The following is a 21543-nucleotide window of genomic DNA, read 5'->3' as shown; positions in this document are numbered from 1 at the left end:
CCCGGAGCATCACGGTCTGAATTCTCGCTCGACGTTCAGAGCTCGGTGGCCTGAATGGCCTCGTAGGGTGCCGACACCCGCCGCTCGCCGTCGGCACTGGCGCCGATCTCCTCGTTGGTGAGGTAGCAGCCGGGATCCTCTTCCCAGGGGTCCCCGGTCACCTTCCAGGCCCGCACCCGGGTGTTGCCGTTGCAGATGTCGAGGAAGCGACACTCGGCGCAGCGCCCCTTGAGCGGCCGCGGCCGCTGGCGGAAGCCCGCCACCAGGGGGTCTGTGGTGTCGCGCCAGATCGCGGAGAAGGGCCGCTCCCGGACGTTGCCGAGGTCGTGGTCCCACCAGAAGGTATCCGGGTGGACGTTGCCGAGGTTGTCGATGTTGGCGATATGCTCGCCCGAGGCGTTGCCGCCCCAGTTGACCAGCCGATGGCGCAGGGCGTCGGCCTGGTCGGGGAAGTGCTCCCGGGCCCACATCAGCAGGAAGGGGCCGTCGGCGTCGTTGTTGCCGGTGACGTACTCGCGCTCCACGCCGCGCTCGAGCTCGTCGCGGCAGTGGTCGAAGAGCCGGGTCATGGCATCGCGGGTCATGCGGTACCAGGCGTCCTGCTTGCTGTGGCGCCGGCCGCGGCCGCCGTAGTTGAGGTGCGAGAGGTAGAACTTGTCGACGTCGTGTTCCTCGATCAGTGCCAGGATGTCGCCGAGCTGCTCGTAGTTCTCGCGGGTCAGGGTGAAGCGCAGCCCCACCTTGATGCCGCGCTCCTTGCACAGCTTCACCGCGTGCATCGACTCGCGGAAGGCGCCCTGGCGCTGGCGGATGACGTCGTGGGTGGCCTCCAGGCCATCGATGCTGATGCCCACGTAGTCGTAGCCGATGGCGGCGATCGCGTCGATGTTGGACTCGTCGATCAGGGTGCCGTTGGTGGAGAGCCCAGTGTAGATGCCCAGCTCCCGGGCGCGCCGCGACAGCTCGAAGATGTCCGGGCGCATCAGCGGCTCGCCGCCGGAGAGGATCAGCGCCGGCACCCGGAAGCCCTTGAGGTCGTCGAGCACCGCATGGGCCTCGGCGGTGGAGAGCTCGCCGGCGAAGTCGATGTCGGCCGAGGTGGTGTAGCAGTGCTTGCAGGTGAGGTTGCAGCGGCGGATCAGGTTCCAGATCACCACCGGCCCCGGCGGCTTGCGGGCCGTCGGGATCGGGGTCGGCTCCATCAGGCTCTTGATATAGCGGGTGACGCGAAACATGGCTTACCTCCTGGGCTCGGGCTTTCGCCCGGCACCGGGTCGGCCGGCCAGTCGCAGGCCGGTCTTCTTGAGAATGCGGGAGCTGTAGAGGATGCGGTGGTCGCGGCAGGCCTCGCCGAGCAGCGTGCGCAGCGCTTCAGCCTGGCGCTCGACCTCCTCCCGGGTGTGGCCGTGGAGCATGGCAAAGAGGTTGTAGGGCCAGTCGGGAAGGTGGCGCGGGCGGCGGTAGCAGTGGCTGACCCCGGGCAGGGTCGCCACCTCGCGGCCCAGGCGGTCGATGTGGGCGTCGTCCACGTCCCACACCGTCATGCCGTTGGCCACGTAGCCGAGCCGGTAATGGTTGGGCACCGCCGCGACGCGGCGCACGATGCCCACCTCCTGCATGCGAGCCAGGCGAGCCCGAACCTCTTCGGCGCCGAGCCCCAGCGGCCGGCCCACCGCGCCCCAGGGGTCGGGCACCAGGGGCAGGCCGGCCTGGGTGGCCAGCACGATGGCGCGATCGGTGGCGTCGAGCAGCGAGGACGACTCAGACGGGCAGGTGGAGACGGACATGGAATTCCTCCTGCTTGGGCATGTTGAAGACGGGCAGGCCGGTCGCGGCCTCGATCTCGTCGATCACTTCCTGGATGCGCTGCGGCGTCTCGGTGGCCAGCACGAACCACATGTTGAGCGCGTGCTCGCGGCGGTAGTTGTGGGCCACCTCGGGAAAGGCGTTGACCGCCTCCACGACCGCCTCGAAGTCCGGCTCCGGGACCGCCAGGGCGGCCAGGGTCAGGCCGCCGCCGAGGCGCTCGGCGTGGTACATGGGGCCGAAGCGGCTGAGCACCCCCGCCTCCAGCAGCCGCTCCAGGCGGTAGAGCAGCTCGCCCTCGGAGAGGTCGAGCTCCGCGGCCACGACGGCATAGGGCGCCGCCACCAGCGGCAGGCCATCCTGCAGCCGGTTGATCAGGCGCCGATCGGCGGCGTCCAGCTCGGCGGCCGGCCCAGCGGCGGCGGGCTGGCGTGTAGCGGCGGCGGGCGAGCGTGGGGTGGTGGCGGGCATGGCGGTCATGGGCGCTCCTCGGCGGTATAGCGGCCGCCGTGCTGGCGGTAGGCCTTGAGGCTGAACAGCACGCGGTGGGGGATGGCCTGCAGCGCCTGGCGCTCGACGACCTCGTCGAGGGCGCTAAGCACGCGCTCGCGGCGCGTGCCGTGGATCATGCAGAACAGGTTGTAGGGCCAGTCGGGCAGGCGCCGCGGCCGGCGGTAGCAGAGGGTCACGACGGGCTCGTCGGCCAGGCGTCGGCCCAGGTCGGCCACCTCGTCGTCGGGCACGTCCCACACCACCATGGCGTTGGCGGTGATGCCCAGGGCGCGGTGGCGCACCACCAGGCCGAGGCGCTTGACCAGCCCCTCGGCCTGCCAGCGGCACACGCAGGCCATCACCTGCGCTTCGCTCAGGCCGCACTGCTCGGCCAGCGCCTGCCAGGGGCGCGGCACCAGCGGCAGCCCCTGCTCGACCAGGGCGCGCAGGCGGCGCTCGGCGAGGGGCTCTGCGCAGGCGGAAACCGGCTGTCGGGCGTTCATGGCGCCTCCAGTTCATGCCAGGGGATCGGGAAGCCGAGGTCGATATGGAACCCCTCGAGCATCGGCAGGCGCAGGATCTCGCGCTCGAGCTCCGCCTCCAGGGCATCGAGGCGAGCCTCGAGGACCGCCTCGTCCGGCGCGGTCATCACGAACCAGAGGTTGAAGTCGTGCTCGCGCAGGTAGTTGTGGTTGACGCCGGGGGCGCGGTTGATCGCCTCCGCCACGGCATCGCGCGAGGGACCGGGCGCCGCCACCGCGGCCAGCAGGCTGGCACCGGCCCGGGCGTGGTCGAACACCGGCCCCACTCGGCTGAGCACCTCGAGATCCGCCAGGCGTGCCAGGCGCTCGAGCACCTCCGCCTCGCTGCTGCCCAGGCGCGCCGCCATGGCGGCGAAGGGCCGCTCGCAGACCGGCAGGCCGCGCTGGTAGGCGTCGATCAGTTGGCGGTCCAGGGGGGCGAGTGTGACCATGGGGCGCTCCTCGTGGCGCTTTTAAGATGCCTTTCTCGAGCATCTTACCTGCAGCCCGAACCCCGCAAGCGGAGAACTCCGCGGTGGTTGACGCAAGTCAAAAGAGGCATGCGGAATGCCCTTTTATGACCCGATCCCCTTCGCAACGGCGCCGCGGCTTGATATTCATCAACGCAGAGCGCCGCCCGGACGGCGAGACTCGGGTATCCGTCAGCCACCTCCTGCGAGCCCCGATATGCCCAAGAGAGCCCTTCCCCTGCTGTTACTCGGCCTGGCCTGGCTGCAGCCCCAGGTGGTCCAGGCGGAGAGCCGGGACGCCGACGCCCTGAACCCCGAGCGCCTGGAGACCCTGCTCTACCAGGACTGCGGCTCCTGCCACGGCATGACCCTGCGCGGCGGCCTCGGCCCCGCCCTGCCCCGCGACCGCATGCAGACCCTGAGCCCCGAGGCGCTGACGCACATCATCCGCCACGGCATCCCCGGTAGCGCCATGCCCGGCTGGAAGGCGCTGCTCAGCGAGGAGGAGGCGCGCTGGATCGCCGAGCACCTGCAGACCGACAACCGCCTGAAGACCCTGGACGACTGATCCCCCGAGGAGACCGCCATGCCGTTGCACCGCCCCTTCAAGACCCTGCTCGCCGCTGGCGCCCTGTCGCTGCTGGCCGCCGGCCCTGCCCTGGCCGAACCCGCCGTGGAGCTGCGCGGCACCGGCGACCTGGGCGTGGTGATCGAGCGCGCCACCGGCAGCGTGGCGCTGGTCGACACCACCCACAAGACGGTGCTCAGGCACGTCGATGGCTTCGGCGACCTCTCCCACGCCTCGGTGAAGTTCACCCGCGACGCCCGCCACGCCTTCGTCTTCGGCCGCGACGGCGGCCTTACCCGGCTCGACCTGCTCACCGGCGAGATCGACGGACGCATCATCCAGGGCGGCAACAGCATCGGCGGCGCCATCTCCCAGGACGGCCGCTTCGTGGCGGTGGGCAACTACGAGCCGGGCGGCGTGAAGGTGTTCGACGTCGAGACCATGGAGCTGGTCATCGACGTGCCGGCCACCTACGAGAAACCCGACGGCACCACCGACCAGGCCAAGGTGGTGGGCGTGGTGGACGTGCCGGGCAACATGTTCGTCTTCAGCCTGTTCGAGGCAGGCGAGATCTGGACCCTCGACATGTCCAGCGATGAGCCCGAGGTGACCCGCTATCGCGACGTGGGCAGCATGCCCTACGACGCCCTGATCACCGCCAACGGGCGCTACTACATCGCCGGCCTGTTCGGCGAGGACGGCATGGCGCTGCTCGACCTGTGGCACCCGGAGAAGGGCGTGCAGCGCATCCTGCCCGACTACGGCCGCGGCGAGGAGCGCCTGCCGGTCTACAAGATGCCCCACTTGGAGGGCTGGGCCATGGCCGGCGACCAGGCCTTCTTCCCCGCCGTGGGCCGCAACGAGGTGCTGGTGGCCGATACCCGCGACTGGTCGCTGAGCGAGCGCATCGAGGTGCACGGCCAGCCGATCTTCGTGATGAGCCGCCCCGACGAGCAGCAGGTGTGGGTCACCTTCGCCCACCCCGACAACGACCGGGTCCAGGTGATCGATACCCGCACCCTTGAGGTGATCGAGACGCTCTCCCCCGGCGAGTCGATCCTGCACAAGGAGTTCACCCCCCGCGGCGAGCATATCTGGATCTCCGCCCGGGACAGCGGCCACGTCGTGGTCTACGACACCCGCACCTTCGAGGAGCTGGCCCGCCTGCCGGCCCAGTCGCCCAGCGGCATCTTCTTCACCCACCGGGCCCACCGTATCGGCCTGTAGCGGCAGCCACGCGGGGGCGAGCGCCCCCGGTTCAGACGGTCAGGGCAGCCGGGGCCACCCCGGCAGCTGAAACTCCTCCTGAAGATGGCGAAGCTCCGGCTGGTGCCTCTCGGCGATCCGTTCGGCCAGCTCGGCGCCCTTCGCCAGCAGGTGGACCTCGATTCGACGCCGGTCTTCGCGTCCCGGGCGCCTCACCACCAGGCCGGACTCCTCGCAGCGGTCGATCAGCGCCACCGTGCCGTGGTGCTTGGCCTGCAGGCGCTCGGCCAGTTCACCCACCGTCGCCCACTCTCGCCGCTCGAAGCCCTTGAGATGCAGCAGCAGCTGATACTGCAGCGGCGTTACGCCGTGCTCACGACAGATGTCCTCGCTCTGACGCAGGAAGCAGCGCAGCTGATAGCGAAAATGCGATAGCCGCTGGAAGTCCTGCTTGGTCAACCGCTCACCCTCGGTCATGAAAGCTCCTTCTCCTGCTTCACGGGCCTTGACAGGTCACGCGCCGAGCACTAACTGTTAAGGCACACATATCATAACATGATATTAAACGCCTCGATGCGGCCCCGCAATCTTCGGCTCGCCACACCGGGGGACCGGCCCGAACCAACAGGGGGAAAGCGCCATGAACCTGATCACCGTCGTCCGCCTGCCCTTCACCCGCAGCGTCGGCTGGAAGGAGCTGCAGCAGCGCCGCCCCTCCATTCCGCTGCTGGCCTGGGCCATCGTCTTCCCGATGTCGCTGCTGCCCCCGCTGATGCTCTACTACGCCGGTACCCACTACGGGGACGCCTTCGTCGCCGGCTTCGCCGACCGGGAGTGGCGCTTCATCACCACCATCCTGTTCCTGGCGGAGCTGCTGACCTTCTTCGTGATGGGCTGGCTGATCCACGCCGTGGTCAATGGCACCCGCGAGCTCTCGATCGACTACCACGACGCCTACCTGCTGGCCGCCCTGGCCCCGCTGCCGCTGTGGTCCTCAGCGATCGTGCTGCTGATCCCCAGCCTGCTGCTCAACGCCCTGGCGGTGCTGGTGGCCCTGGGCATCTCCTGCAGCCTGATCTATCACGGCCTTCAGGCCCTCTGCCGCCGAACGGACGAGGACATCGTGGCCATGTCGGCGACCTACACCATCATGGCCGCCGGGGTGCTGGCCTGGGGCCTCTTGATGGCCATCGTCTGGGCCTACTGACCCGGTGCGACATCCTGTACCAGGGCAGGGGGGTAGCGATCGCCACTTTTAAGATGTATTTTATATGCATCTTAAAAAACACTCCCCCCGACGAACCCGAAGAGGAGCCAGCCATGCTGACCCCTGCCCAGGAAGCCCTGATCGCAGCCACCGCCCCCACCGTCGCCGAGCATCTCGACGCCATCACCCAACGCTTCTATCCGCTGATGTTCGACCGCTACCCCGAAGTGAAGCCGCTATTCAACGAGGCCCACCAGGCCGACGGCGGGCAGCCGAGGGCCCTGGCCGGTGCCGTGCTGGCCTATGTGCAGCTACGCCATGATCGCGAGAAGGTGCGCGAGACCCTGGCCACGGTGGTCAGCAAGCACGTCTCCCTGGACATCCGCCCCGAGCACTACCCCATCGTCGGCGAGTGCCTGATGACCGCCATCGGCGAGGTGCTCGGTGACGCCGTGACACCGGAGATCGCCGCCGCCTGGAGCGGTGTCTACGAGGAGCTGGCCGGCCTGCTGATCGAGCTGGAGGCCCACCGTTATCGGACGTTCGAGCAGCGACCCGGCGGCTGGCGCGGTACCCGCACCTTCCGCATCGCCGAGATCCGCCAGGAGAGCGCCGTGATCCGCTCCTTCGTGCTGGCGCCCGTGGACGGCGACCCGGTGGCCGAGCATGCCCCGGGCCAGTACATCGGGGTCAGGCTGACCCTCGACGGCGAGCCGCTCTATCGCCACTACAGCCTCTCGGCGCTGCCCAACGGCCGCACCTACCGGATCTCCGTCAAGCGCGAGCCGGAAGGGCGCGCCAGCCGCCACCTGCATGACGCCATGGCACTCGGCGATACCCTGGAGCTGCTGCCCCCGGCCGGCGACCTGACCCTGGTCGAGGGTGACGAACCGCTGCTGCTGGCCTCCGGCGGCGTCGGCCAGACGCCGATGCTGCCCCTGGCCCACCAGGCGCTGGCCCAGGGTCGCCGGGTGGTCTATCTGCACGCCGCCCTGGATGCCAAGCATCACGCCTTCCGTGACGAGGTCGCGGCCCTGGCCGAGGCCCACCCGGAACGGCTGCAGGCGGTGAGCGTCCACGAGTGCGGCGAGGCGGCCGACCACACCGGCCGCATCGACCGCGCGCTGCTGGCCCGGCTGCTGCCAGAGGACGCCCGCTGCTACTTCGTCGGTCCCCAGGGCTTCATGAGCGCCATCGACCGGGCCCTGGCCGAGCTGGGCGTGCCGGCCGAGCGCCGCCACTACGAGCACTTCGGCCCCTCGCGCCCCCTCGACGCCGCCTGAACCGGCTCGACGCCACCGCCAACACACAGCGCCCCGGCCATGCCGGGGCGCTGTCTCTGGTGATGCCGCGGCAACGTCTCAGTCCATATCGAGGTCTCAGTACATATCGAGGCGGGCAAGGTCGCGAGTTTGCAGCCGCGCCTCGGCCTCCTGCTGGTCGGCGAGATGCCGGAAGAGTTCGACCTCCTCGGGAATCGAGGCCAGCTCGGCGCGCAGCCGATACAGGTCCTTGAGAGTCTGGTGGGCCGTCATCACATTGGCCAGGATATCCTGCACGTCGTGACAACCCAGGCAGGGGGGAATGCGCTCCAGCACGGCGGGGTGGCAGAACTCCTGACTGTCGATCAGCCAGGTGGTCAGGAGCCCCTGATCGGCATCCTCGAGATAGGCCGCCATGCCCTCCTGCAGGCGCCGCTCGCGGTCGGCGAGGAATACCAGTGCCATACGCATGCGCTCATCGGGTGCCGCCTCGGCTAACCGGGCGTACTGCACACCCAGCTGCCTGTGGAAATCATGGATCCACTCGAGCAGATCCTTCACCTGGCGAAAGGCCATGGCCTACCTCCCGTCGCTTGGGGTGGGTGGTCAGCTGCCGCGCGCCAGCAGCATCGCCTTGATATGGCCGATGGCGCGCATCGGATTGAGCCCCTTGGGGCAGACCCAGGTGCAGTTGGCGATCTGCCGGCAGCGGAACACGCTGAAGGGGTCGTCGAGCGCCGCCAGCCGCTCGTGGGTGGCGGTATCGCGGCTGTCGATCAGGAAGCGATAGGCCTGCAGCAGCCCGGCCGGGCCGATGTACCTGTCGGGGTTCCACCACCAGGAGGGGCAAGCCGAACTGCAGCAGGCACAGAGGATGCACTCGTAGAGGCCGTCGAGCTTCTCGCGATCCGCAGGGCTCTGCCGCCGCTCGGTGGCCATGGGCGGATCGTCGTTGATCAGCCAGGGACGGATCTTCTCGAACTGGCGGAAGAACAGGCGCTGATCCACCACCAAGTCGCGGATCACTGGCATCCCCGGCAGCGGGCGCAGCGTCAGGGTGTCGCCGCCTCCCAGCGCCTCCTCAACCGCGGTGATGCAGGCCAGGCCGTTCCTGCCATTGATGTTCATGCCATCCGAGCCACACACGCCCTCCCGGCAGGAGCGCCGATAGGCCAGGGTGGCATCCTGCTGCTTCAGGTGCTCGAGCACATCCAGCACCATGGCCTTGCGGAAGCGCTCCTCCACCTCCAGGGTCTCCATCCTGGGCAGGTCATCCCGCTCGGGGTGGTAGCGATAGAGCCGCACCTGAATCATGACGCTGTCCTCCTCGCCTCGATCCGCCACATAAGATGTATAAATAATACATCTTTAAGCCTAGATCCCGCCTGGCCATCGTCAAGGGGAACTTACCTAGGACGATGAGTCCTGGCGGATCCACCCCCAGTCGTCCAGCAGCACGTAGAGCGCCGGGATCACCAGCAGCACCAGCACGGTGGCGCTGAGCAGACCGAACACCACCGAGATCACCAGCGGCTTGATGGCCGCCGCCTGGGTGCTGGTCTCGGCCAGCAGCGGCAGCAGCCCGGCGATGGTGGTAGTAGACGAGATCAGGATGGCGCGCAGCCGGTCGCGGCTGGCCTGGCCGGCGGCCGCCACCGCCTCCAGCCCGCGCTCGCGGTGCGTCTTGATGAAGTGGATCAGCAGGATGGCGTTGTTGACCACGATACCGGCCAGGGAGGCCGCGCCGATCAGCGAGGGCATGGAGAGGTAGTAGCCCATGAGCACGTGTCCCCAGATGGCGCCGATGAAGGCCAGCGGAATCGAGAGCATGACGATCAGCGGCTCCACGTAGCTGCGGAACTGGAAGGAGAGGATAACGAAGATCCCCACCAGGCCGATCAGCAGCCCGCGGCCGATGGAGCTGCCGGTCTCGGCGGAGCGCGCCACCTGTCCCTCGAAGGAGATCTCCACCCCGGGATGCCGCTGGCGGAACTCGCTCAGCCAGCCGCTGCCGGCGAGGTCATCGACGACGGCCTGACCGCTGGCCTGGCGCGCATCCACGTTGGCTTCCACGGTGACGGTGCGTCGGCCGTCGATGCGGGTGATGCGCGCCCAGTCGCGCCGCTCCTCGGCGTTGGCCACCACTTCCAGGGGCACCCGGCGCCCGTCGGGCAGGGCGATGGTCAAGTCGGCCAGGTCGTCGAGGGAGCTCCTGTCCGCTTCGGCCAGGCGGATCAGCACCTCGATCTCCTGGTCACCGATGCGTAGGGTGTCGGCGACCTCCCCCAGCAGCGCCGCACGCAGCTGGCCAGCCACCTCGTCGGCGGTGAGCCCCAGGCCATGGGCGCCCTCGGCCAGGGAGAAGGCCAGCTGGGGCTTGCCCAGGCGCAGGTCATCGATGACGTTGTAGACGGCCGCGTAGCCCTCGAGATGCCCTCCCAGTTCCAGCGCCGCGGCCTTCATGGCAGCGAGATCGGCTCCTGTCAGGCGCACCTCCACCGGCACGCCGGCGGGACCGAAGCCGGGCTCCTGGATGATCAGCCGCTGCAGCCCCTCGATCTCGCCGATCGCCTCCCGCCAGGCGGCGGTCAGCTCCTCCAGGGTCACCCGGCGACGCTCGGCGGTGAGCAGGTCGACGATGACGGTGGCCACATGGGGGCCGGCCTCCCGGGCGCTGGGGTTGTGGCTGAAGCGCACCTGGACCGCCTCCACCAGGGCGGCGCCTCCCGGCTGCGCCGGCGAGAGGCGGGCATCGAGCTCGCGCATCGCCGCCTCGATCCGCTCGACCACCGCCTCGGTGCGCACCAGGGGGGTGCCCTGGGGCATCAGGATCCGCGCCTCCAGCACGTCACCCTCGATATCCGGCATCGCCTCGCTGCCCACATGTCCCCCGGCCATGAAACCGGCCGAGCCCAGGATGATGGCGAGCACGAGCCCCAGTACCGCATGCCGAAAACGGATCGCCCGGTCGGCCAGGCGCCCGACGGCCTCGCGCACCCCGTCGAAGCGTCGCTCGAAGGCGACCCGGAAGCGTGAGTCCTGCCCGTCGGCAAGACGGCCTGCGCTGCCCTTGAGACTGCCCTTGAGATGATGAGGCAGTATCCAGAACGCCTCGATGAGGCTCGCCGCCAGGGCGGCGATCAGCACCACCGGCAGCACCTCCAGCACCGCTCCCAGCTCTCCGGCCAGGAAGGAGAGCGGCGCGAACACCGCCACCGTGGTCAGGAACGACGAGAGCACCCCGGGCAGCACCTGGCGGGTGCCCTCGACCACCGCCTCCAGGGGCGTGGCACCCTCGCCGGCGTGGGCGGCGATGTTGTCGGTGATCACGATGGCATCATCCATGACGATGCCGATCGCCATCAGCAGCGCCACCAGAGTGATCATGTTCATCGACAGCCCGGTCAGGGCCATGACGATGAAGGCCCCCATGAAGGCCGCCGGCAGGCCCAGCACCGCCCACAGGGCCAGCCGCGGGCGGAAGAAGAGGCTCATCACCAGCACCACCAGCACCAGGCCCATCAGCCCGTTGCCCACCAGCATCTGCAGGCGGTCGCGGACGATGCTGGTGGCATCCTGGGTCAGCGTCAGCGAGATGCCGCCGTCGAAGCGATGTCGCTCGGCCTCGAGCAGCGACTCGAGCCGCTCCTTGACGGCCAGCGCATCGTCACGCAGCGCCTTGCTCACCTCCAGCACCAGCGCCGACTCGCCGTTGAAGCGGACCTGCTCCTCGGCGCGCTCGCCGCTCTCGGTGATGGTGGCCAGCTCGCCGAGGGTCAGCTCGCCGCCGCCGGCGTCGGAGACCACCACCAGCTCGGCCAGCTCGGCGGGCGAGCGACGCTGGTCGGTGAAGCGGAGCAGGAGATCCCGGTCGGCGGTCTCCAGGGTGCCCAGGGGCAGGTCGAGGCTCTGGCCGGCCACCCGTCGCGCCAGCTCCCGCGCCGAGAGGCCGTGCTGCCCCAGCACCTCGCGGGGCACCTCCACCTGCCACTGACGCTGGGACATGCCGTGGATCGCTACTCGAGCGACCCCGGGCAGGGTCATGATGCGCTCCTCCAGGCGCAGGGCGTACTCCTCGAGCTGGCGCCTCGGCATGTCGCCGGACACCGCCACCGCCGCCACCAGGTCGCTGCGGTGAAGTTCACGCACCACAGGCGAGTCGGCGCGGGCCGGCAGCTGGGTGATGGCGCTCACCTCGGTGTCGATCTCGTTGAGGAAGCGAATGGCGTCGCCGCCGGCGGCCATGGTCGCCGTGGCGCTGGCCAGGTTGTCCTGGGCCACGCAGCCGAATTCATCGAGAAATTCCACGCCCTTGACGGCATCGAACAGCCGTCGGCAGATCGCATCCTCGACGTCGGCGGCGCTGGCTCCCCGGTAGACCACCTCCACGGACACCTCCACGGGGCGGTAGTCGGGAAAGGTCTCGCGCTTGAGATGAGGGGCGGCAAAGAGCCCGGCGGCCAGCAGCAGGGTCAGCAGCAGGTTGGCGGCGGTGGGGTGGGCGGCAAACCAGCGGATCATGGTCGCTCTCCCGCCGCGGTGTCACCCCGGGCCCGGGCGGCCAGGCGCGCCTCGGCGGCCTCGTCCCGGCGCACGGCGAGCGCCATGCCCTCGATAGCCGGCTGCAGGTCGTCGAGCACCACCCGCTCCCCCGGGGCCAGGCCCTCCTCGATCACCGCCAGCCCTCCCTGCTGGAAGGCCACGGAGACCGGGCGTCGTACCAGGCGCCCCTGCTCATCGGCAAGATAGAGCTCACCCTGGTGAAGCGCCGACGCCGGCACCACCATCGCGGCCTCGGGGCCCCCGGCCGAGAGCCTCACCCGGGTATACATGTCGCGCTGCAGCGGTGGATGATCGGGGGGGCGCGCATCGCGCCAGGGGTGCTCGACCCTGACCACCACCCGCACGGCGCGGGTGGCCGGTTCGAGTCCGCTGGCCACGCGCACTACCCGGCCCTGCCAGCCCACGCCAGGGGCTCCGACCAGCTCCAGCTCTGCATCGATCGCATCGAGGTCGATGCGCTCGCCGAGATCCAGGGTGCTGGGTGGAAGCTCGGCCGGCGCCACACTGCCCAGCAGGCGACGCATCGCGGTGAAGGGAATACGCGCCTCCACCTCGGCGGCGGCCAGGCTGTCCGCCTCGAACAGTCGCTGGCCCACACTGACAAACTGGTGTCGCTCCACCGCCACCTCGGCCAGGCGCAGGTCATAGGGCGCTTCAAGGCGGGTATCCGCCAGGTCCTGCCGAGCCTGGGCCAGGCGCACCGCGGCACGCTCACGCTGGGCCTCGAGCACCTCGCGCCGAGCCGGCAGCAGCGCCAGGCCATTCTCCAGCGATGCCACCGCCTGGCGCTGCCCCAGGGTGCTGCGCCGCTGGGCATCGCGCTGGGAGGTCGACACCGACCCGCTGGCCGCCAGGTGCTCGATGCGCGACAGCTCCTGTTCGGCCAGGGCCAGGGCCTGGCGTTCCAGCGCCAGCAGGCGACCGGTGTTCTCCTCCTCGGCGGCAAGCTGAGCCAGCTCGCCGGCCAGGCTGGCCAGCTCCGCCTCAGCCTCGGCGATGGCCAGCTCGTAGCGGCTAGGGTCCAGCGCCAGCAACAGCGTGCCTTCGCGCAGCAGGGTACCGCTCTCCAGCGCCGGATGGCGCTCCACTACCCGGCCCGAGACATTGGCCACGGCCTGCCATGTCTCGGCAGGGCGTGCCACGCCGTGGCCGCGAGCCTCCAGGCGAAACGCCAGCGGTCGCGCCTCTATCACCGCCACCGCGGCAGGCGCCGGCGGCGTGTCGCGGCGCTCCGGGACCTGGCGATTGGCCACGAAGACCACCAGCAGCGCCACGCCCGCGGCAACGCCCATTAGTACCAGGAGCCCTCTCCCTAGTCGCTTCACCCGTGTGCTCATGCTTCGCCTCCACGGTCCGCCCGGATGCCATGCCGAAAGAGGTCGAAGGCCGCCGGCGCGCGGTCGACGACTCCGGTTACGTCGCCGTCGATCAGCGCCTGCACCACCAGCCCCTGGATGCAGCCGATGAACTGGGCCGCTGCGGCGTCCAGGTCGAGCCCGGGGCGTAGCTGGCCGCATCGTCGCCCTTCCTCGAGCCGCCCTGTCAGGCGCTGTCGGTAGTTCGCCAGCAGGCCCTTGACCATGCGGCTGGCCCCGGTGGGGCGGGGCTGCTGCAGCTGCCCCATCAGCAGGCGAGGCACGCCGGGATGCTCGGCGATGAAGGCCACATGGGCCAGGAACATCGCCTCCAGTGCGTCTAGAGGGTCCTCGACGCCCTCGGCGGCGGCGCCGACTCTCGCCATGACCCGCTCGGCCACCCAGGCCACCACCGTCTCCCAGATCGCCTCCTTGTTGGGAAAGTGGCGAAACAGCGCCCCCTGGGTGACGCCCATGCGCTGGGCGATGCGACCGGTGGTCAGGGTCGCGGGATCCTCCTCGCCGCACAGGGCGACGACGGCCTCCACGGTGCGCTCCCGGCGCACCTCGGCGGGGAGATGCTGGCGTTGGGACATGCTCATGCCTCAATAGATAGTAATTAATTACTATCTAGCATGACGGCGAGACTGCCGCCAGCCGACATCATACGGCACTGACCTCGGGCTAGTCGTGCCAATGATGATCACCGGCAGCGGCCCTGCGGCATCGCGCGGCGAGAAGCGAGCCGGGGGAGCGACAATTCGCCGCTTGCCAGCCCCGCCACAAAAGATGTATTAAATATGCATCTTAATACATTGCCTGCCTGCACAGACCACCACCCCACGAGGATCTCACCATGAGCCTGATCGAACAGAGTGTCGGCCGCACCGCCCTGACCCTGCCCGGCGCCACCCGGGTATTCCGCGACCACAACATCGACTTCTGCTGCGGCGGACGCATCAGCCTGCGCGAGGCCGCCGAGCGCATCGGCCTCGCGCCCGAGGCCCTGGTCGCCGAGCTCGAGGCGCTGCCCGCGGGCGCGAACGACGAACGCGACTGGCAGTCGGCCAGCAACGACGAGCTGATCGACCATATCCTGACCCGCTATCACGACGTCCATCGCCAGCAGCTTCCGGAGCTTACGCGCATGGCGCGGCGCGTCGAGCAGGTCCACGGCGAGCGCGACAGCTGCCCCAACGGCCTGGCCGACCTGCTCACCACCATCCATCAGGAGATGGAGAGCCATATGCAGAAGGAAGAGCAGATCCTCTTCCCGATGCTGCGCCGGGGCCTGGCCGCCCAGGCCCAGGGGCCCATCGCGGTGATGCGCCACGAGCATGACGACCACGGCGAGAACCTCGAGCAGGTGCTGGCGCTGACCGACAACATCACGCCGCCCAAGGGCGCCTGCACCACCTGGCGCGCCCTCTACACCGGGCTGCGCGAGTTCCGCGACGACCTGATGCAGCATATCCACCTGGAGAACAACCTGCTGTTCGAACGCGCCGGCTAAGCGACTCCGCTCCCGCCCGCCACGGCCCCCGATACCGGGGGCCGCTGGCGTTCAGGAGACGTGCCGAAGCCTGGCGCGCCCGCAGACCCAACCCGGGGTCGCCATGACCCGCGTCAAAAGACCGCCGGGGATAGTCGACTAGCATGGTCGGGATTCCCACCACAGGAGGCTCACCATGGAGCTCGTCTGCCCCGCCGGCAACCTGCCTGCCCTGAAGCGCGCCGTGGATGAAGGGGCCGATGCCGTCTATTTCGGCTTCCAGAACACCACCAACGCCCGCCAGTTCGCCGGGCTCAACTTCACCGACAAGCGCGCCCGGGAGGGGATCGACTACGCCCACGCCCGCGGCAAGAAGGTGTTCTGCGCCATCAACACCTACCCGCAGCCCGACGGCTGGGCGCTGTGGACCCGCGCCGTGGACCAGGCCGCGGAACTCGGCGTCGATGCCCTGATCATGGCCGACATGGGGCTGCTCGACTACGCCGCCCGCCGCCACCCGGACCTCGCCCGCCACCTCTCGGTGCAGGGCTCGGCGACCAGCCATGAGGCCCTGCGCTTCTACCACGACCAGTTCGGCATCAAGCGCGCCGTGCTGCCGCGGGTGCTGTCGATCACCCAGGTGCGCGACCTGGCCAGGCAGAGCCCGGTGGAGCTCGAGGTGTTTGCCTTCGGCAGCCTCTGCATCATGGCCGAGGGGCGCTGCTACCTCTCGTCGTATCTCACCGGCGAATCCCCCAACACCCGCGGGGTCTGCTCGCCGGCCGCCCATGTGCGCTGGGAGGAGACCCCGGAAGGCCTGGAGTCGCGCTTGAACGGCGTGCTGATCGACCGCTACGGCGAGGGCGAGAACGCCGGCTATCCGACGCTGTGCAAGGGGCGCTTCGAGGTGGGCGGCGAGACCTACCATGCCATCGAGGAGCCCACCAGCCTCAACACCCTGGAGCTGCTGCCGGAGCTCGCGGAGCTCGGCATCAGCGCGGTGAAGATCGAGGGTCGCCAGCGCAGCCCGGCCTATGTCTCGAAGGTGGCCGGCATCTGGCGCCAGGCCCTGGATCGTCTCGAGCGAGCCCCCGGCCGCTTCCACGCCGAGCCCGCCTGGATGAGCGGCCTCGGCGAGGTGTCCGAAGGCAGCACCACCACCCTGGGCGCCTACGAGCGCCGCTGGAAATAGGAGAGAGCCCCATGTTCGCTACCCCCAAGCTCCAGCTGTCGCTGGGCCCGGTGCTCTTCTACTGGACCCGCGAGCGCTACGCCGATTTCTACCGCGAGGCCGCCGACTGGCCCCTCGAAATCGTCCACCTGGGCGAGTCGGTCTGCTCCCGGCGCCGGGACATGAAGCTCGACGACTGGCTGGGGCTAGGCCGCGAGCTGGCCCAGAGCGGCAAGCAGGTGGTGCTCTCGAGCCAGACGCTGATCGAGTCCGAGGCCGACCTGCGCGACCTGCGCAAGCTCTGCGACAACGGCGAGTTCCTGGTGGAGGCCAACGACCAGAGTGCCCTGCAGCGCCTCTCCTCGGCCGGCCTGCCCTTCGTCGCCGGTGCGGCGCTCAACCTCTACAACCCGGCCACCCTTTCCGTGCTGGCCCGGGCCGGCATGCAGCGCTGGCAGGCCCCGGTGGAGATGTCGAAGGACGACCTCACCCGCCTGCTGGCCGACTGCCGCAACGAGGGCCTCGAGGCGCCCTGCGAGGTGTTCGCCTACGGCCACCTGCCGCTCGCCTGGTCGTCGCGCTGCTTCACCGCGCGCCGCTACCAGAAGCCCAAGGACCGCTGCCAGTTCGTCTGCCAGAAGCACCCGGAGGGCCTGGCCCTGCGCACCCAGGAGGCCGCCCAGGTCTTCACCCTCAACGGCATCCAGACCCTCTCCGGCGCCTGTCAGGACCTGCGCCACGAGCTTCCCGCCATGGCCGAGATCGGCGTGGGCATCGCCCGCCTGAGCCCCCGCCCCGAGGGCATGGCCGAGGTGGTCGCCGCCTTCGACGCCGCCCGCCGCGGCGAGCTCTCTGGTCCCGACCCGCTCGCTCTGGTCGATGCCGAGATCTGCGACGGCTACTGGCACGGCCGCCCCGGCATGGACCATAGCCGAGCGGCGAGCCTGGGATGAGGGCCGCGGCGATCCACCTGGCGCACGCCCCGGCGACGATCCGCCTGCCGATCGCCGGTGTCACCGCTCGGGATGATCAGGCCCTGCCGGGTCGGCGGGCCGCGGTGGTCTATCTGCAGGGCTGTCCGCTGGCGTGCGGCTACTGCGAAACGGCCAGCAGCATGGGGCCGGCGCGCCGGGCCGCCCCAGGCGAGTGGCAGGCCATCGAGGCGCTGCTGGCCGCCCGGGCAGGCGAGATCGATGCCGTGGTCTTCAGCGGCGGCGAGCCCACCCTGCACCCCGACCTGCCGGCCGCCGCCGACGCCTGCCGGGCCCTGGGCCTGGCGGTGGGGCTGCACACCGCCGGCCCCTACCCGGAGCGGCTCGAGGCGCTGTTGCCACGGCTCGACTGGGTGGCGCTGGATACCAAGGGGCGCGGCGCCGACTTCGACCGCATCAGCGGCCGGCCCGGCATCTGGCAGCGCCATGCGCGCAGCCTCTCGCTGCTGCTGGAGGGCGACACCCCCTTCGAGTGCCGCACCACGGTGCACTGGCGCGACTTCACCCTGGAGGCCCTGGAGCAGCTGGCCATGACCCTGGCCGACTGCGGCGTTCGCCACTACGCCATCCAGCTGGCGCGGCGGGAGCGCTGCCTCGACCCCGGCTACTGCGAGCCCCTGGCCGAGGCTCCGCCACGGGAGACCCTGGAGACCCTGGTGCGTCGGCTCAGGCGCCACTTCGCGTCCGTCGAACTGCGCGATTGAGCACGCCCCACAACGCCACCGCCCCGGGCCACTCTCGTGACCCGGGGCGGTGGGCGTTCGTCGCCTGGGGATCAGCCTGTCAGCCGCTCTGCTGTTAACCGCACTTGGACCAGCCGCAGCCGGAGTAGCAGGTGGGGCAGCCGTCCATCATGATCAGCTCGCCGTTGCACTCGGGGCAGTGGCCCACCACGGTGGGGCCGTCGGCCTTGGCGTGGGCGGCCTCCTCGGCCTTGCGCTCGGCCTGCTCGATCTCCTCCGGGGTCGGCGGCTGCCACAGATGGCCGCTGGCCTGGCGCTGGGCGTAGCGGGCCACCAGCTCCTCCACCGGCACCTGGTTGCCGTCCTGGTCGAGGAAGCCGCGGCGGAAGAGGATCTGCTGGATCGACCAGGCGATGGCCGCCACCTCGGAGTCGTGGAACATCGGCTTGCCCCAGCGGTTCATGCCGCAGCGCACCAGGCCCTTGTCCCAGGCCACCTTGCGCAGGTCCGCCACCGCCTGGGTGACGTAGCCGCCGCGGGCGGCCAGCGACAGGCTGCGCATGGTGGCGGTGATCCACTGGTGCTCGCTGGAGAGCTGGCCGGAGGGGAAGAAGAACTCCACCGGGCGCTCGATCACCACCCGCTTGCCGCCCAGCACGCCCTCCACGGGCATGAAGGAGACCAGCAGGTAGACCTTCTTGCGCCCCTCGGCGCCGACGTAGGAGATCTTCTCCGACACGGCCTCCAGGGTACCTTCCGGGCGCGAGGGAATGCGCACCGTGAGCGGGTTCTCCTCGGGCAGCGGCGGCTCTTCCACCGCCTTCTTGACGCTGTAGGAAACGATCTTGGACGTGATCTCGACGGCCATCAGGAGGCTCCTCCGGTAATTGGTTGATTGACGCTCGGCATCAGGCGGTGCGGTTTACCATTTGCCATAGGTGCCTTCCTTCAGCGCATCATAGAGGTTGGCCGCGTTGTGCTCCTCGCCGTCATAGATGATCTTCTCGTCCCCGGCAAGCTCGATGGTCTCGCCGTTCTCCAGCTCGAACACGTAGGTGGTGTTCTTGAGATCGTCCTCGCGCACCAGCACGCCCTGGAAGGCCTCCGGGTTGAAGCGGAAGGTGGTACAGCCCTTGAGCTTGCTGGCGTAGGCGTCCAGGTAGAGGTCCTTGAACTCCTCGAAGGCGAACTCGGTGGGCACGTTCACCGTCTTGGAGATGGCGGAGTCGACCCAGGCCTGGGCGGCGGCCTGCACCGCCACGTGCTGCTTCGGGCTCACCGCATCGGCGGTGATGAAGTAGTCGGGCAGGTCGCTCTCCACGGCGTCGGCGGCGATGAAGTGGCGGTAGGCCGCCAGCTCGAAGGAGACCACCTCCACCTGCTCCTTGGTCTTCTTGCCCGACTGGATCACGTTGCGGAAGTAGCGGTGCGAGAACGACGGCTCGATGCCGTTGGAGGCGTTGTTGCCCAGCGACAGCGAGATGGTGCCGGTCGGGGCGATGGAGCTGTGGTGGGTGAAGCGCGCGCCGTGCTCGGCGAGCTGGGCGACCAGCTCCGGCTCCACCTCGGCGACCTTCTGCATGTAGCGGCTGTAGCGGGCGTGCAGGATGCGTCCCGGCACCTTGTCGCCGACCTCGTAGCCGTCCTTCTTGAGCTCGGGACGCTCGCGCATCATCTTCGGGGTGATCTCGTAGTCCTCGGCCAGCGCCGGGGCCATGCCCTTCTCCCGGGAGAGCTCGAGCGCCTGCTTCCAGCCCTCCACGGCCAGGTTGCGGCTCACCTCCTCGGTGAAGGCCAGCGACTCCGGCGAGCCGTAGGGGATCTTGAGCATGGTCAGGGTGGAGCCCAGACCCAAGAAGCCCATGCCATGGCGGCGCTTGGCCTCGATCTCGCGGCGCTGGCCGGGAAGCGGCAGGCCGCTGATCTCGACCACGTTGTCGAGCATGCGGGTGAAGATCGCCACTACCTGGCGGTAGCGCTCCCAGTCGAAGCGCGGCTTCTTGCCGAAGGGGTCGATGACGAAACGGGTCAGGTTGACCGAGCCCAGCAGGCAGGCGCCCTCCGGGGGCAGCGGCTGCTCGCCGCAGGGGTTGGTGGCGCGGATCTCCTCGCAGAACCAGTTGTTGTTCATCCGGTTGACCTGGTCGATCAGGATGAAGCCCGGCTCGGCGAAGTCGTAGGTGGAACGCATGATGGTGTCCCACAGCTCGCGCGCCTTGATCACCTCGACGATGCGGCAGGCCACGCGGCCCTCGGCGTCGACGGAGTAGCCCTCCTCGATCACCGGCCAGTCGCGGTAGAGCAGCTCGCTCTCGTCGACGTCGTCCTTCTCGCCGGCGTGCAGCGGGAAGGCCAGCGGCCAGTCGGTGTCGTTCTTCACCGCTTCCATGAACTCGTCGGTGATCAGCAGGCTCAGGTTGAACTGGCGCAGGCGGCCCGCCTCGCGCTTGGCCTCGATGAACTGGCGCACATCGGGGTGGCCGACGTCGAAGGTGCCCATCTGGGCGCCGCGGCGCCCGCCGGCGGAGGCCACCGTGAAGCACATCTTGTCGTAGATATCCATGAACGCCAGGGGGCCGTTGGTGCCGGCCCCGGCACCGAACACGAAGGCGCCCTTGTGGCGCAGGGTGGAGAAGTCGTAGCCGATGCCGCAGCCCGCCTTGAGGGTCATGCCGGCATCCACCACGGAGTCGAGGATGTCGTGCATGGAGTCGCGGATGGTGCGGGACACCGTGCAGTTGATCAGGCTCACCGCCGGCTTGTAGGCCTCGGCGCCGGCGTTGGACATGATCCGCCCGGCCGGGATGGCACCGTTCTCCAGCGCCCAGCGGAACTTCGGCAGCCACTCATCGGCACGTTCACCCTCCACCGCGGCCAGGGCCCGGGCCACCCGCTCCCAGGTGGCGCCCACGTCCTTGTCCACGGGCTTGCCGTGGCGATCCTTGAGGCGGTACTTGGCGTCCCAGATGTCGCGGGACGGCCCCTGCAGGGGGACCTCGCTGGATGACTTCACGGCCTTGGTGGAAGTGCTCATGCGGATGGCTCCGGAAGAAAGTCGGTTTATCGGAAAAGGGTCAGGTCGTGCGTCTCGCCAGCCGCTCCAGGCGGACCAGCAGTTCACCGAAAGGCCCCTGGGCCAGCCCCTCCTCGCGACCGTCGAGGAGGTTCTTGACCATCAGGCCGAGCTCGGTGTCGCCCTCGATCAGCAGCCGGCGCTGGAAGAACAGGGCGTCGGGGTCCTCGCGGCGGGTGGCCAGGCAAAGAAACTCGCGCCAGCCGCCGCGGATAGAGGCCTCGCCGGGCTCGGTACAGACCCTGAGGCGCTCGTTCTCGAGGGTCAGGGTCAACGCCACGCCGAGATCCTCGATGGCCAGGGTGATGCGGCGCCCCTCGAGGGCGTCGAATTCCCCCTCGGCCAGGGGCTCGGCGAAGGTGCGGTTGAGCAGCGGTTCCACCAGGCGGCGCTTGACGCCGACCGGCACGCGCGGATCGACGGCGCGAATCAGGCGGGCGGGTGCGGGAAGGCGCGGCAGGGCCTGTAACGGTAAAGGCAACAACGGCAGGGACATGACAGCTCTCCTGAGGATAACCACGCGGCCGAGGCCGCCGAACCGTTCATCCTAGGCCGCTGCTCCCCGGGCTGCACTGACATGCATCATGTCGCCGGACAGCCCTCGATCACCCGCGGCCCGCCTACCATATATAGACCATATCGCCTCGGCAAGCCCCATATCTGGTGCAGGCGAGGCGACATC

The 21543-nt window shown here is 69.4% G+C and carries 22 protein-coding genes; 8 read left to right on the top strand and 14 right to left on the bottom strand.

Features of this window, described 5'->3' with window-relative positions:
• Positions 1 to 35: 35 nt before the first annotated feature.
• From nirJ to D1793_RS05570, 5 genes are read right to left on the bottom strand one after another with little or no spacing between them, the layout of a single operon-like run.
• A complete protein-coding gene (gene nirJ, locus D1793_RS05590; protein ID WP_119021268.1) occupies positions 36 to 1235 on the bottom strand; it encodes a heme d1 biosynthesis radical SAM protein NirJ in 1200 nt (399 codons plus the stop codon).
• Positions 1236 to 1238: 3 nt separating this feature from the next.
• Positions 1239 to 1787 carry an Lrp/AsnC family transcriptional regulator gene (locus D1793_RS05585; protein ID WP_119021267.1) on the bottom strand — a complete coding sequence of 183 codons (549 nt, stop codon included), beginning with the start codon at positions 1785 to 1787 and terminating at the stop codon, positions 1239 to 1241.
• Positions 1762 to 2286, bottom strand: a complete 525-nt coding sequence (locus D1793_RS05580; protein WP_240407783.1) for an AsnC family transcriptional regulator — start codon at positions 2284 to 2286, stop codon at positions 1762 to 1764. The genes D1793_RS05585 and D1793_RS05580 overlap by 26 nt, the downstream gene beginning before the upstream one ends.
• Entirely contained in the window at positions 2283 to 2801 is a 519-nt protein-coding gene (locus D1793_RS05575; RefSeq protein WP_119021266.1) for an Lrp/AsnC family transcriptional regulator, read from the bottom strand. Before D1793_RS05575 ends, D1793_RS05580 begins: the two co-directional genes overlap by 4 nt.
• On the bottom strand, positions 2798 to 3271 hold the full coding sequence (locus tag D1793_RS05570) for an Lrp/AsnC family transcriptional regulator (protein ID WP_119021265.1): 474 nt from the start codon (positions 3269 to 3271) through the stop codon (positions 2798 to 2800). The genes D1793_RS05575 and D1793_RS05570 overlap by 4 nt, the downstream gene beginning before the upstream one ends.
• 235 nt (positions 3272 to 3506) lie before the next feature.
• On the opposite strand from D1793_RS05570, the gene D1793_RS05565 reads away from it, so the two are divergent.
• Complete coding sequence (locus D1793_RS05565; RefSeq protein ID WP_119021264.1) at positions 3507 to 3857, top strand: cytochrome c; 351 nt, start codon at positions 3507 to 3509, stop codon at positions 3855 to 3857.
• 18 nt (positions 3858 to 3875) lie between these two features.
• Positions 3876 to 5084 (top strand): cytochrome D1 domain-containing protein, encoded by a 1209-nt coding sequence (locus D1793_RS05560; protein ID WP_119021263.1) that lies wholly within the window; start codon positions 3876 to 3878, stop codon positions 5082 to 5084.
• A 39-nt stretch (positions 5085 to 5123) separates the two neighbouring features.
• On the opposite strand, the gene D1793_RS05555 is transcribed toward D1793_RS05560, so the two are convergent.
• On the bottom strand, positions 5124 to 5540 hold the full coding sequence (locus tag D1793_RS05555; RefSeq protein WP_119021262.1) for a MarR family winged helix-turn-helix transcriptional regulator: 417 nt from the start codon (positions 5538 to 5540) through the stop codon (positions 5124 to 5126).
• 163 nt (positions 5541 to 5703) lie between these two features.
• Here D1793_RS05555 and D1793_RS05550 point away from each other — a divergent pair, with 163 nt between their 5' ends.
• Positions 5704 to 6270, top strand: coding sequence for a YIP1 family protein (locus D1793_RS05550; protein WP_110069496.1), 567 nt, complete (start codon positions 5704 to 5706; stop codon positions 6268 to 6270).
• 113 nt (positions 6271 to 6383) lie between these two features.
• Positions 6384 to 7553, top strand: a complete 1170-nt coding sequence (gene hmpA / locus D1793_RS05545) for an NO-inducible flavohemoprotein (RefSeq protein ID WP_119021261.1) — start codon at positions 6384 to 6386, stop codon at positions 7551 to 7553.
• Positions 7554 to 7649: 96 nt separating this feature from the next.
• Here the strand turns inward: hmpA and D1793_RS05540 are convergent, their stop codons facing one another.
• The 5 genes from D1793_RS05540 to D1793_RS05520 form a co-directional block, all read right to left on the bottom strand.
• The gene (locus D1793_RS05540) at positions 7650 to 8108 is read right to left on the bottom strand and encodes a 2-hydroxyacyl-CoA dehydratase (protein ID WP_119021260.1); all 459 of its coding nucleotides are present in this window, start codon (positions 8106 to 8108) and stop codon (positions 7650 to 7652) included.
• A gap of 30 nt (positions 8109 to 8138) precedes the next feature.
• The gene (locus tag D1793_RS05535; RefSeq protein WP_119023589.1) at positions 8139 to 8843 is read right to left on the bottom strand and encodes a succinate dehydrogenase iron-sulfur subunit; all 705 of its coding nucleotides are present in this window, start codon (positions 8841 to 8843) and stop codon (positions 8139 to 8141) included.
• A 99-nt stretch (positions 8844 to 8942) separates the two neighbouring features.
• On the bottom strand, positions 8943 to 12053 hold the full coding sequence (locus tag D1793_RS05530) for an efflux RND transporter permease subunit (RefSeq protein WP_119021259.1): 3111 nt from the start codon (positions 12051 to 12053) through the stop codon (positions 8943 to 8945).
• The gene (locus tag D1793_RS05525; protein WP_119021258.1) at positions 12050 to 13432 is read right to left on the bottom strand and encodes an efflux RND transporter periplasmic adaptor subunit; all 1383 of its coding nucleotides are present in this window, start codon (positions 13430 to 13432) and stop codon (positions 12050 to 12052) included. The genes D1793_RS05530 and D1793_RS05525 overlap by 4 nt, the downstream gene beginning before the upstream one ends.
• Complete coding sequence (locus tag D1793_RS05520; protein ID WP_205527633.1) at positions 13429 to 14046, bottom strand: TetR/AcrR family transcriptional regulator; 618 nt, start codon at positions 14044 to 14046, stop codon at positions 13429 to 13431. The genes D1793_RS05525 and D1793_RS05520 overlap by 4 nt, the downstream gene beginning before the upstream one ends.
• 260 nt (positions 14047 to 14306) lie before the next feature.
• Here D1793_RS05520 and ytfE point away from each other — a divergent pair, with 260 nt between their 5' ends.
• The 4 genes from ytfE to D1793_RS05500 all read left to right on the top strand — a co-directional run bounded on the left by ytfE (position 14307) and on the right by D1793_RS05500 (position 17809).
• Positions 14307 to 14963, top strand: a complete 657-nt coding sequence (gene ytfE, locus D1793_RS05515; RefSeq protein ID WP_119021256.1) for an iron-sulfur cluster repair protein YtfE — start codon at positions 14307 to 14309, stop codon at positions 14961 to 14963.
• Positions 14964 to 15138: 175 nt separating this feature from the next.
• Positions 15139 to 16134 (top strand): peptidase U32 family protein, encoded by a 996-nt coding sequence (locus tag D1793_RS05510; protein ID WP_119021255.1) that lies wholly within the window; start codon positions 15139 to 15141, stop codon positions 16132 to 16134.
• Positions 16135 to 16145: 11 nt separating this feature from the next.
• Positions 16146 to 17066 carry a U32 family peptidase gene (locus D1793_RS05505; RefSeq protein ID WP_119021254.1) on the top strand — a complete coding sequence of 307 codons (921 nt, stop codon included), beginning with the start codon at positions 16146 to 16148 and terminating at the stop codon, positions 17064 to 17066.
• Complete coding sequence (locus D1793_RS05500; RefSeq protein WP_119021253.1) at positions 17063 to 17809, top strand: anaerobic ribonucleoside-triphosphate reductase activating protein; 747 nt, start codon at positions 17063 to 17065, stop codon at positions 17807 to 17809. The genes D1793_RS05505 and D1793_RS05500 overlap by 4 nt, the downstream gene beginning before the upstream one ends.
• A 94-nt stretch (positions 17810 to 17903) precedes the next feature.
• On the opposite strand, the gene D1793_RS05495 is transcribed toward D1793_RS05500, so the two are convergent.
• The 3 genes from D1793_RS05495 to D1793_RS05485 are packed head-to-tail and all read right to left on the bottom strand — an operon-like array spanning position 17904 to position 21357.
• Positions 17904 to 18656, bottom strand: coding sequence for a ribonucleoside-diphosphate reductase (locus D1793_RS05495; RefSeq protein ID WP_110069488.1), 753 nt, complete (start codon positions 18654 to 18656; stop codon positions 17904 to 17906).
• A gap of 54 nt (positions 18657 to 18710) precedes the next feature.
• Entirely contained in the window at positions 18711 to 20822 is a 2112-nt protein-coding gene (locus D1793_RS05490) for an adenosylcobalamin-dependent ribonucleoside-diphosphate reductase (protein WP_119021252.1), read from the bottom strand.
• 40 nt (positions 20823 to 20862) lie between these two features.
• Positions 20863 to 21357 carry an SCP2 sterol-binding domain-containing protein gene (locus D1793_RS05485; protein WP_119021251.1) on the bottom strand — a complete coding sequence of 165 codons (495 nt, stop codon included), beginning with the start codon at positions 21355 to 21357 and terminating at the stop codon, positions 20863 to 20865.
• Between the last annotated feature and the right edge of the window lie 186 nt (positions 21358 to 21543).

Source organism: Halomonas sp. JS92-SW72, from assembly GCF_003547075.1.
Taxonomy (GTDB): Bacteria; Pseudomonadota; Gammaproteobacteria; order Pseudomonadales; family Halomonadaceae; genus Halomonas; species Halomonas alkalicola.
The sequence above is the reverse complement of the archived record's forward strand: the minus strand, read 5'-3'. Positions and strand labels throughout refer to the sequence as shown.

Excerpts from the sequence above, each read along its gene's own strand:
- D1793_RS05550 (WP_110069496.1), top strand. The coding sequence starts at position 5,704 with ATGAACCTGATCACCGTCGTCCGCCTGCCCTTCACCCGCAGCGTCGGC.
- D1793_RS05580 (WP_240407783.1), bottom strand. The coding sequence starts at position 2,286 with ATGACCGCCATGCCCGCCACCACCCCACGCTCGCCCGCCGCCGCTACA.
- ytfE (WP_119021256.1), top strand. The coding sequence starts at position 14,307 with ATGAGCCTGATCGAACAGAGTGTCGGCCGCACCGCCCTGACCCTGCCC.
- D1793_RS05495 (WP_110069488.1), bottom strand. The coding sequence starts at position 18,656 with ATGGCCGTCGAGATCACGTCCAAGATCGTTTCCTACAGCGTCAAGAAG.
- D1793_RS05490 (WP_119021252.1), bottom strand. The coding sequence starts at position 20,822 with ATGAGCACTTCCACCAAGGCCGTGAAGTCATCCAGCGAGGTCCCCCTG.
- D1793_RS05500 (WP_119021253.1), top strand. The coding sequence starts at position 17,063 with ATGAGGGCCGCGGCGATCCACCTGGCGCACGCCCCGGCGACGATCCGC.
- D1793_RS05555 (WP_119021262.1), bottom strand. The coding sequence starts at position 5,540 with ATGACCGAGGGTGAGCGGTTGACCAAGCAGGACTTCCAGCGGCTATCG.
- D1793_RS05520 (WP_205527633.1), bottom strand. The coding sequence starts at position 14,046 with ATGTCCCAACGCCAGCATCTCCCCGCCGAGGTGCGCCGGGAGCGCACC.
- nirJ (WP_119021268.1), bottom strand. The coding sequence starts at position 1,235 with ATGTTTCGCGTCACCCGCTATATCAAGAGCCTGATGGAGCCGACCCCG.
- D1793_RS05540 (WP_119021260.1), bottom strand. The coding sequence starts at position 8,108 with ATGGCCTTTCGCCAGGTGAAGGATCTGCTCGAGTGGATCCATGATTTC.
- D1793_RS05565 (WP_119021264.1), top strand. The coding sequence starts at position 3,507 with ATGCCCAAGAGAGCCCTTCCCCTGCTGTTACTCGGCCTGGCCTGGCTG.
- hmpA (WP_119021261.1), top strand. The coding sequence starts at position 6,384 with ATGCTGACCCCTGCCCAGGAAGCCCTGATCGCAGCCACCGCCCCCACC.
- D1793_RS05570 (WP_119021265.1), bottom strand. The coding sequence starts at position 3,271 with ATGGTCACACTCGCCCCCCTGGACCGCCAACTGATCGACGCCTACCAG.
- D1793_RS05525 (WP_119021258.1), bottom strand. The coding sequence starts at position 13,432 with ATGAGCACACGGGTGAAGCGACTAGGGAGAGGGCTCCTGGTACTAATG.
- D1793_RS05510 (WP_119021255.1), top strand. The coding sequence starts at position 15,139 with ATGGAGCTCGTCTGCCCCGCCGGCAACCTGCCTGCCCTGAAGCGCGCC.
- D1793_RS05560 (WP_119021263.1), top strand. The coding sequence starts at position 3,876 with ATGCCGTTGCACCGCCCCTTCAAGACCCTGCTCGCCGCTGGCGCCCTG.
- D1793_RS05585 (WP_119021267.1), bottom strand. The coding sequence starts at position 1,787 with ATGTCCGTCTCCACCTGCCCGTCTGAGTCGTCCTCGCTGCTCGACGCC.
- D1793_RS05575 (WP_119021266.1), bottom strand. The coding sequence starts at position 2,801 with ATGAACGCCCGACAGCCGGTTTCCGCCTGCGCAGAGCCCCTCGCCGAG.
- D1793_RS05530 (WP_119021259.1), bottom strand. The coding sequence starts at position 12,053 with ATGATCCGCTGGTTTGCCGCCCACCCCACCGCCGCCAACCTGCTGCTG.
- D1793_RS05505 (WP_119021254.1), top strand. The coding sequence starts at position 16,146 with ATGTTCGCTACCCCCAAGCTCCAGCTGTCGCTGGGCCCGGTGCTCTTC.
- D1793_RS05485 (WP_119021251.1), bottom strand. The coding sequence starts at position 21,357 with ATGTCCCTGCCGTTGTTGCCTTTACCGTTACAGGCCCTGCCGCGCCTT.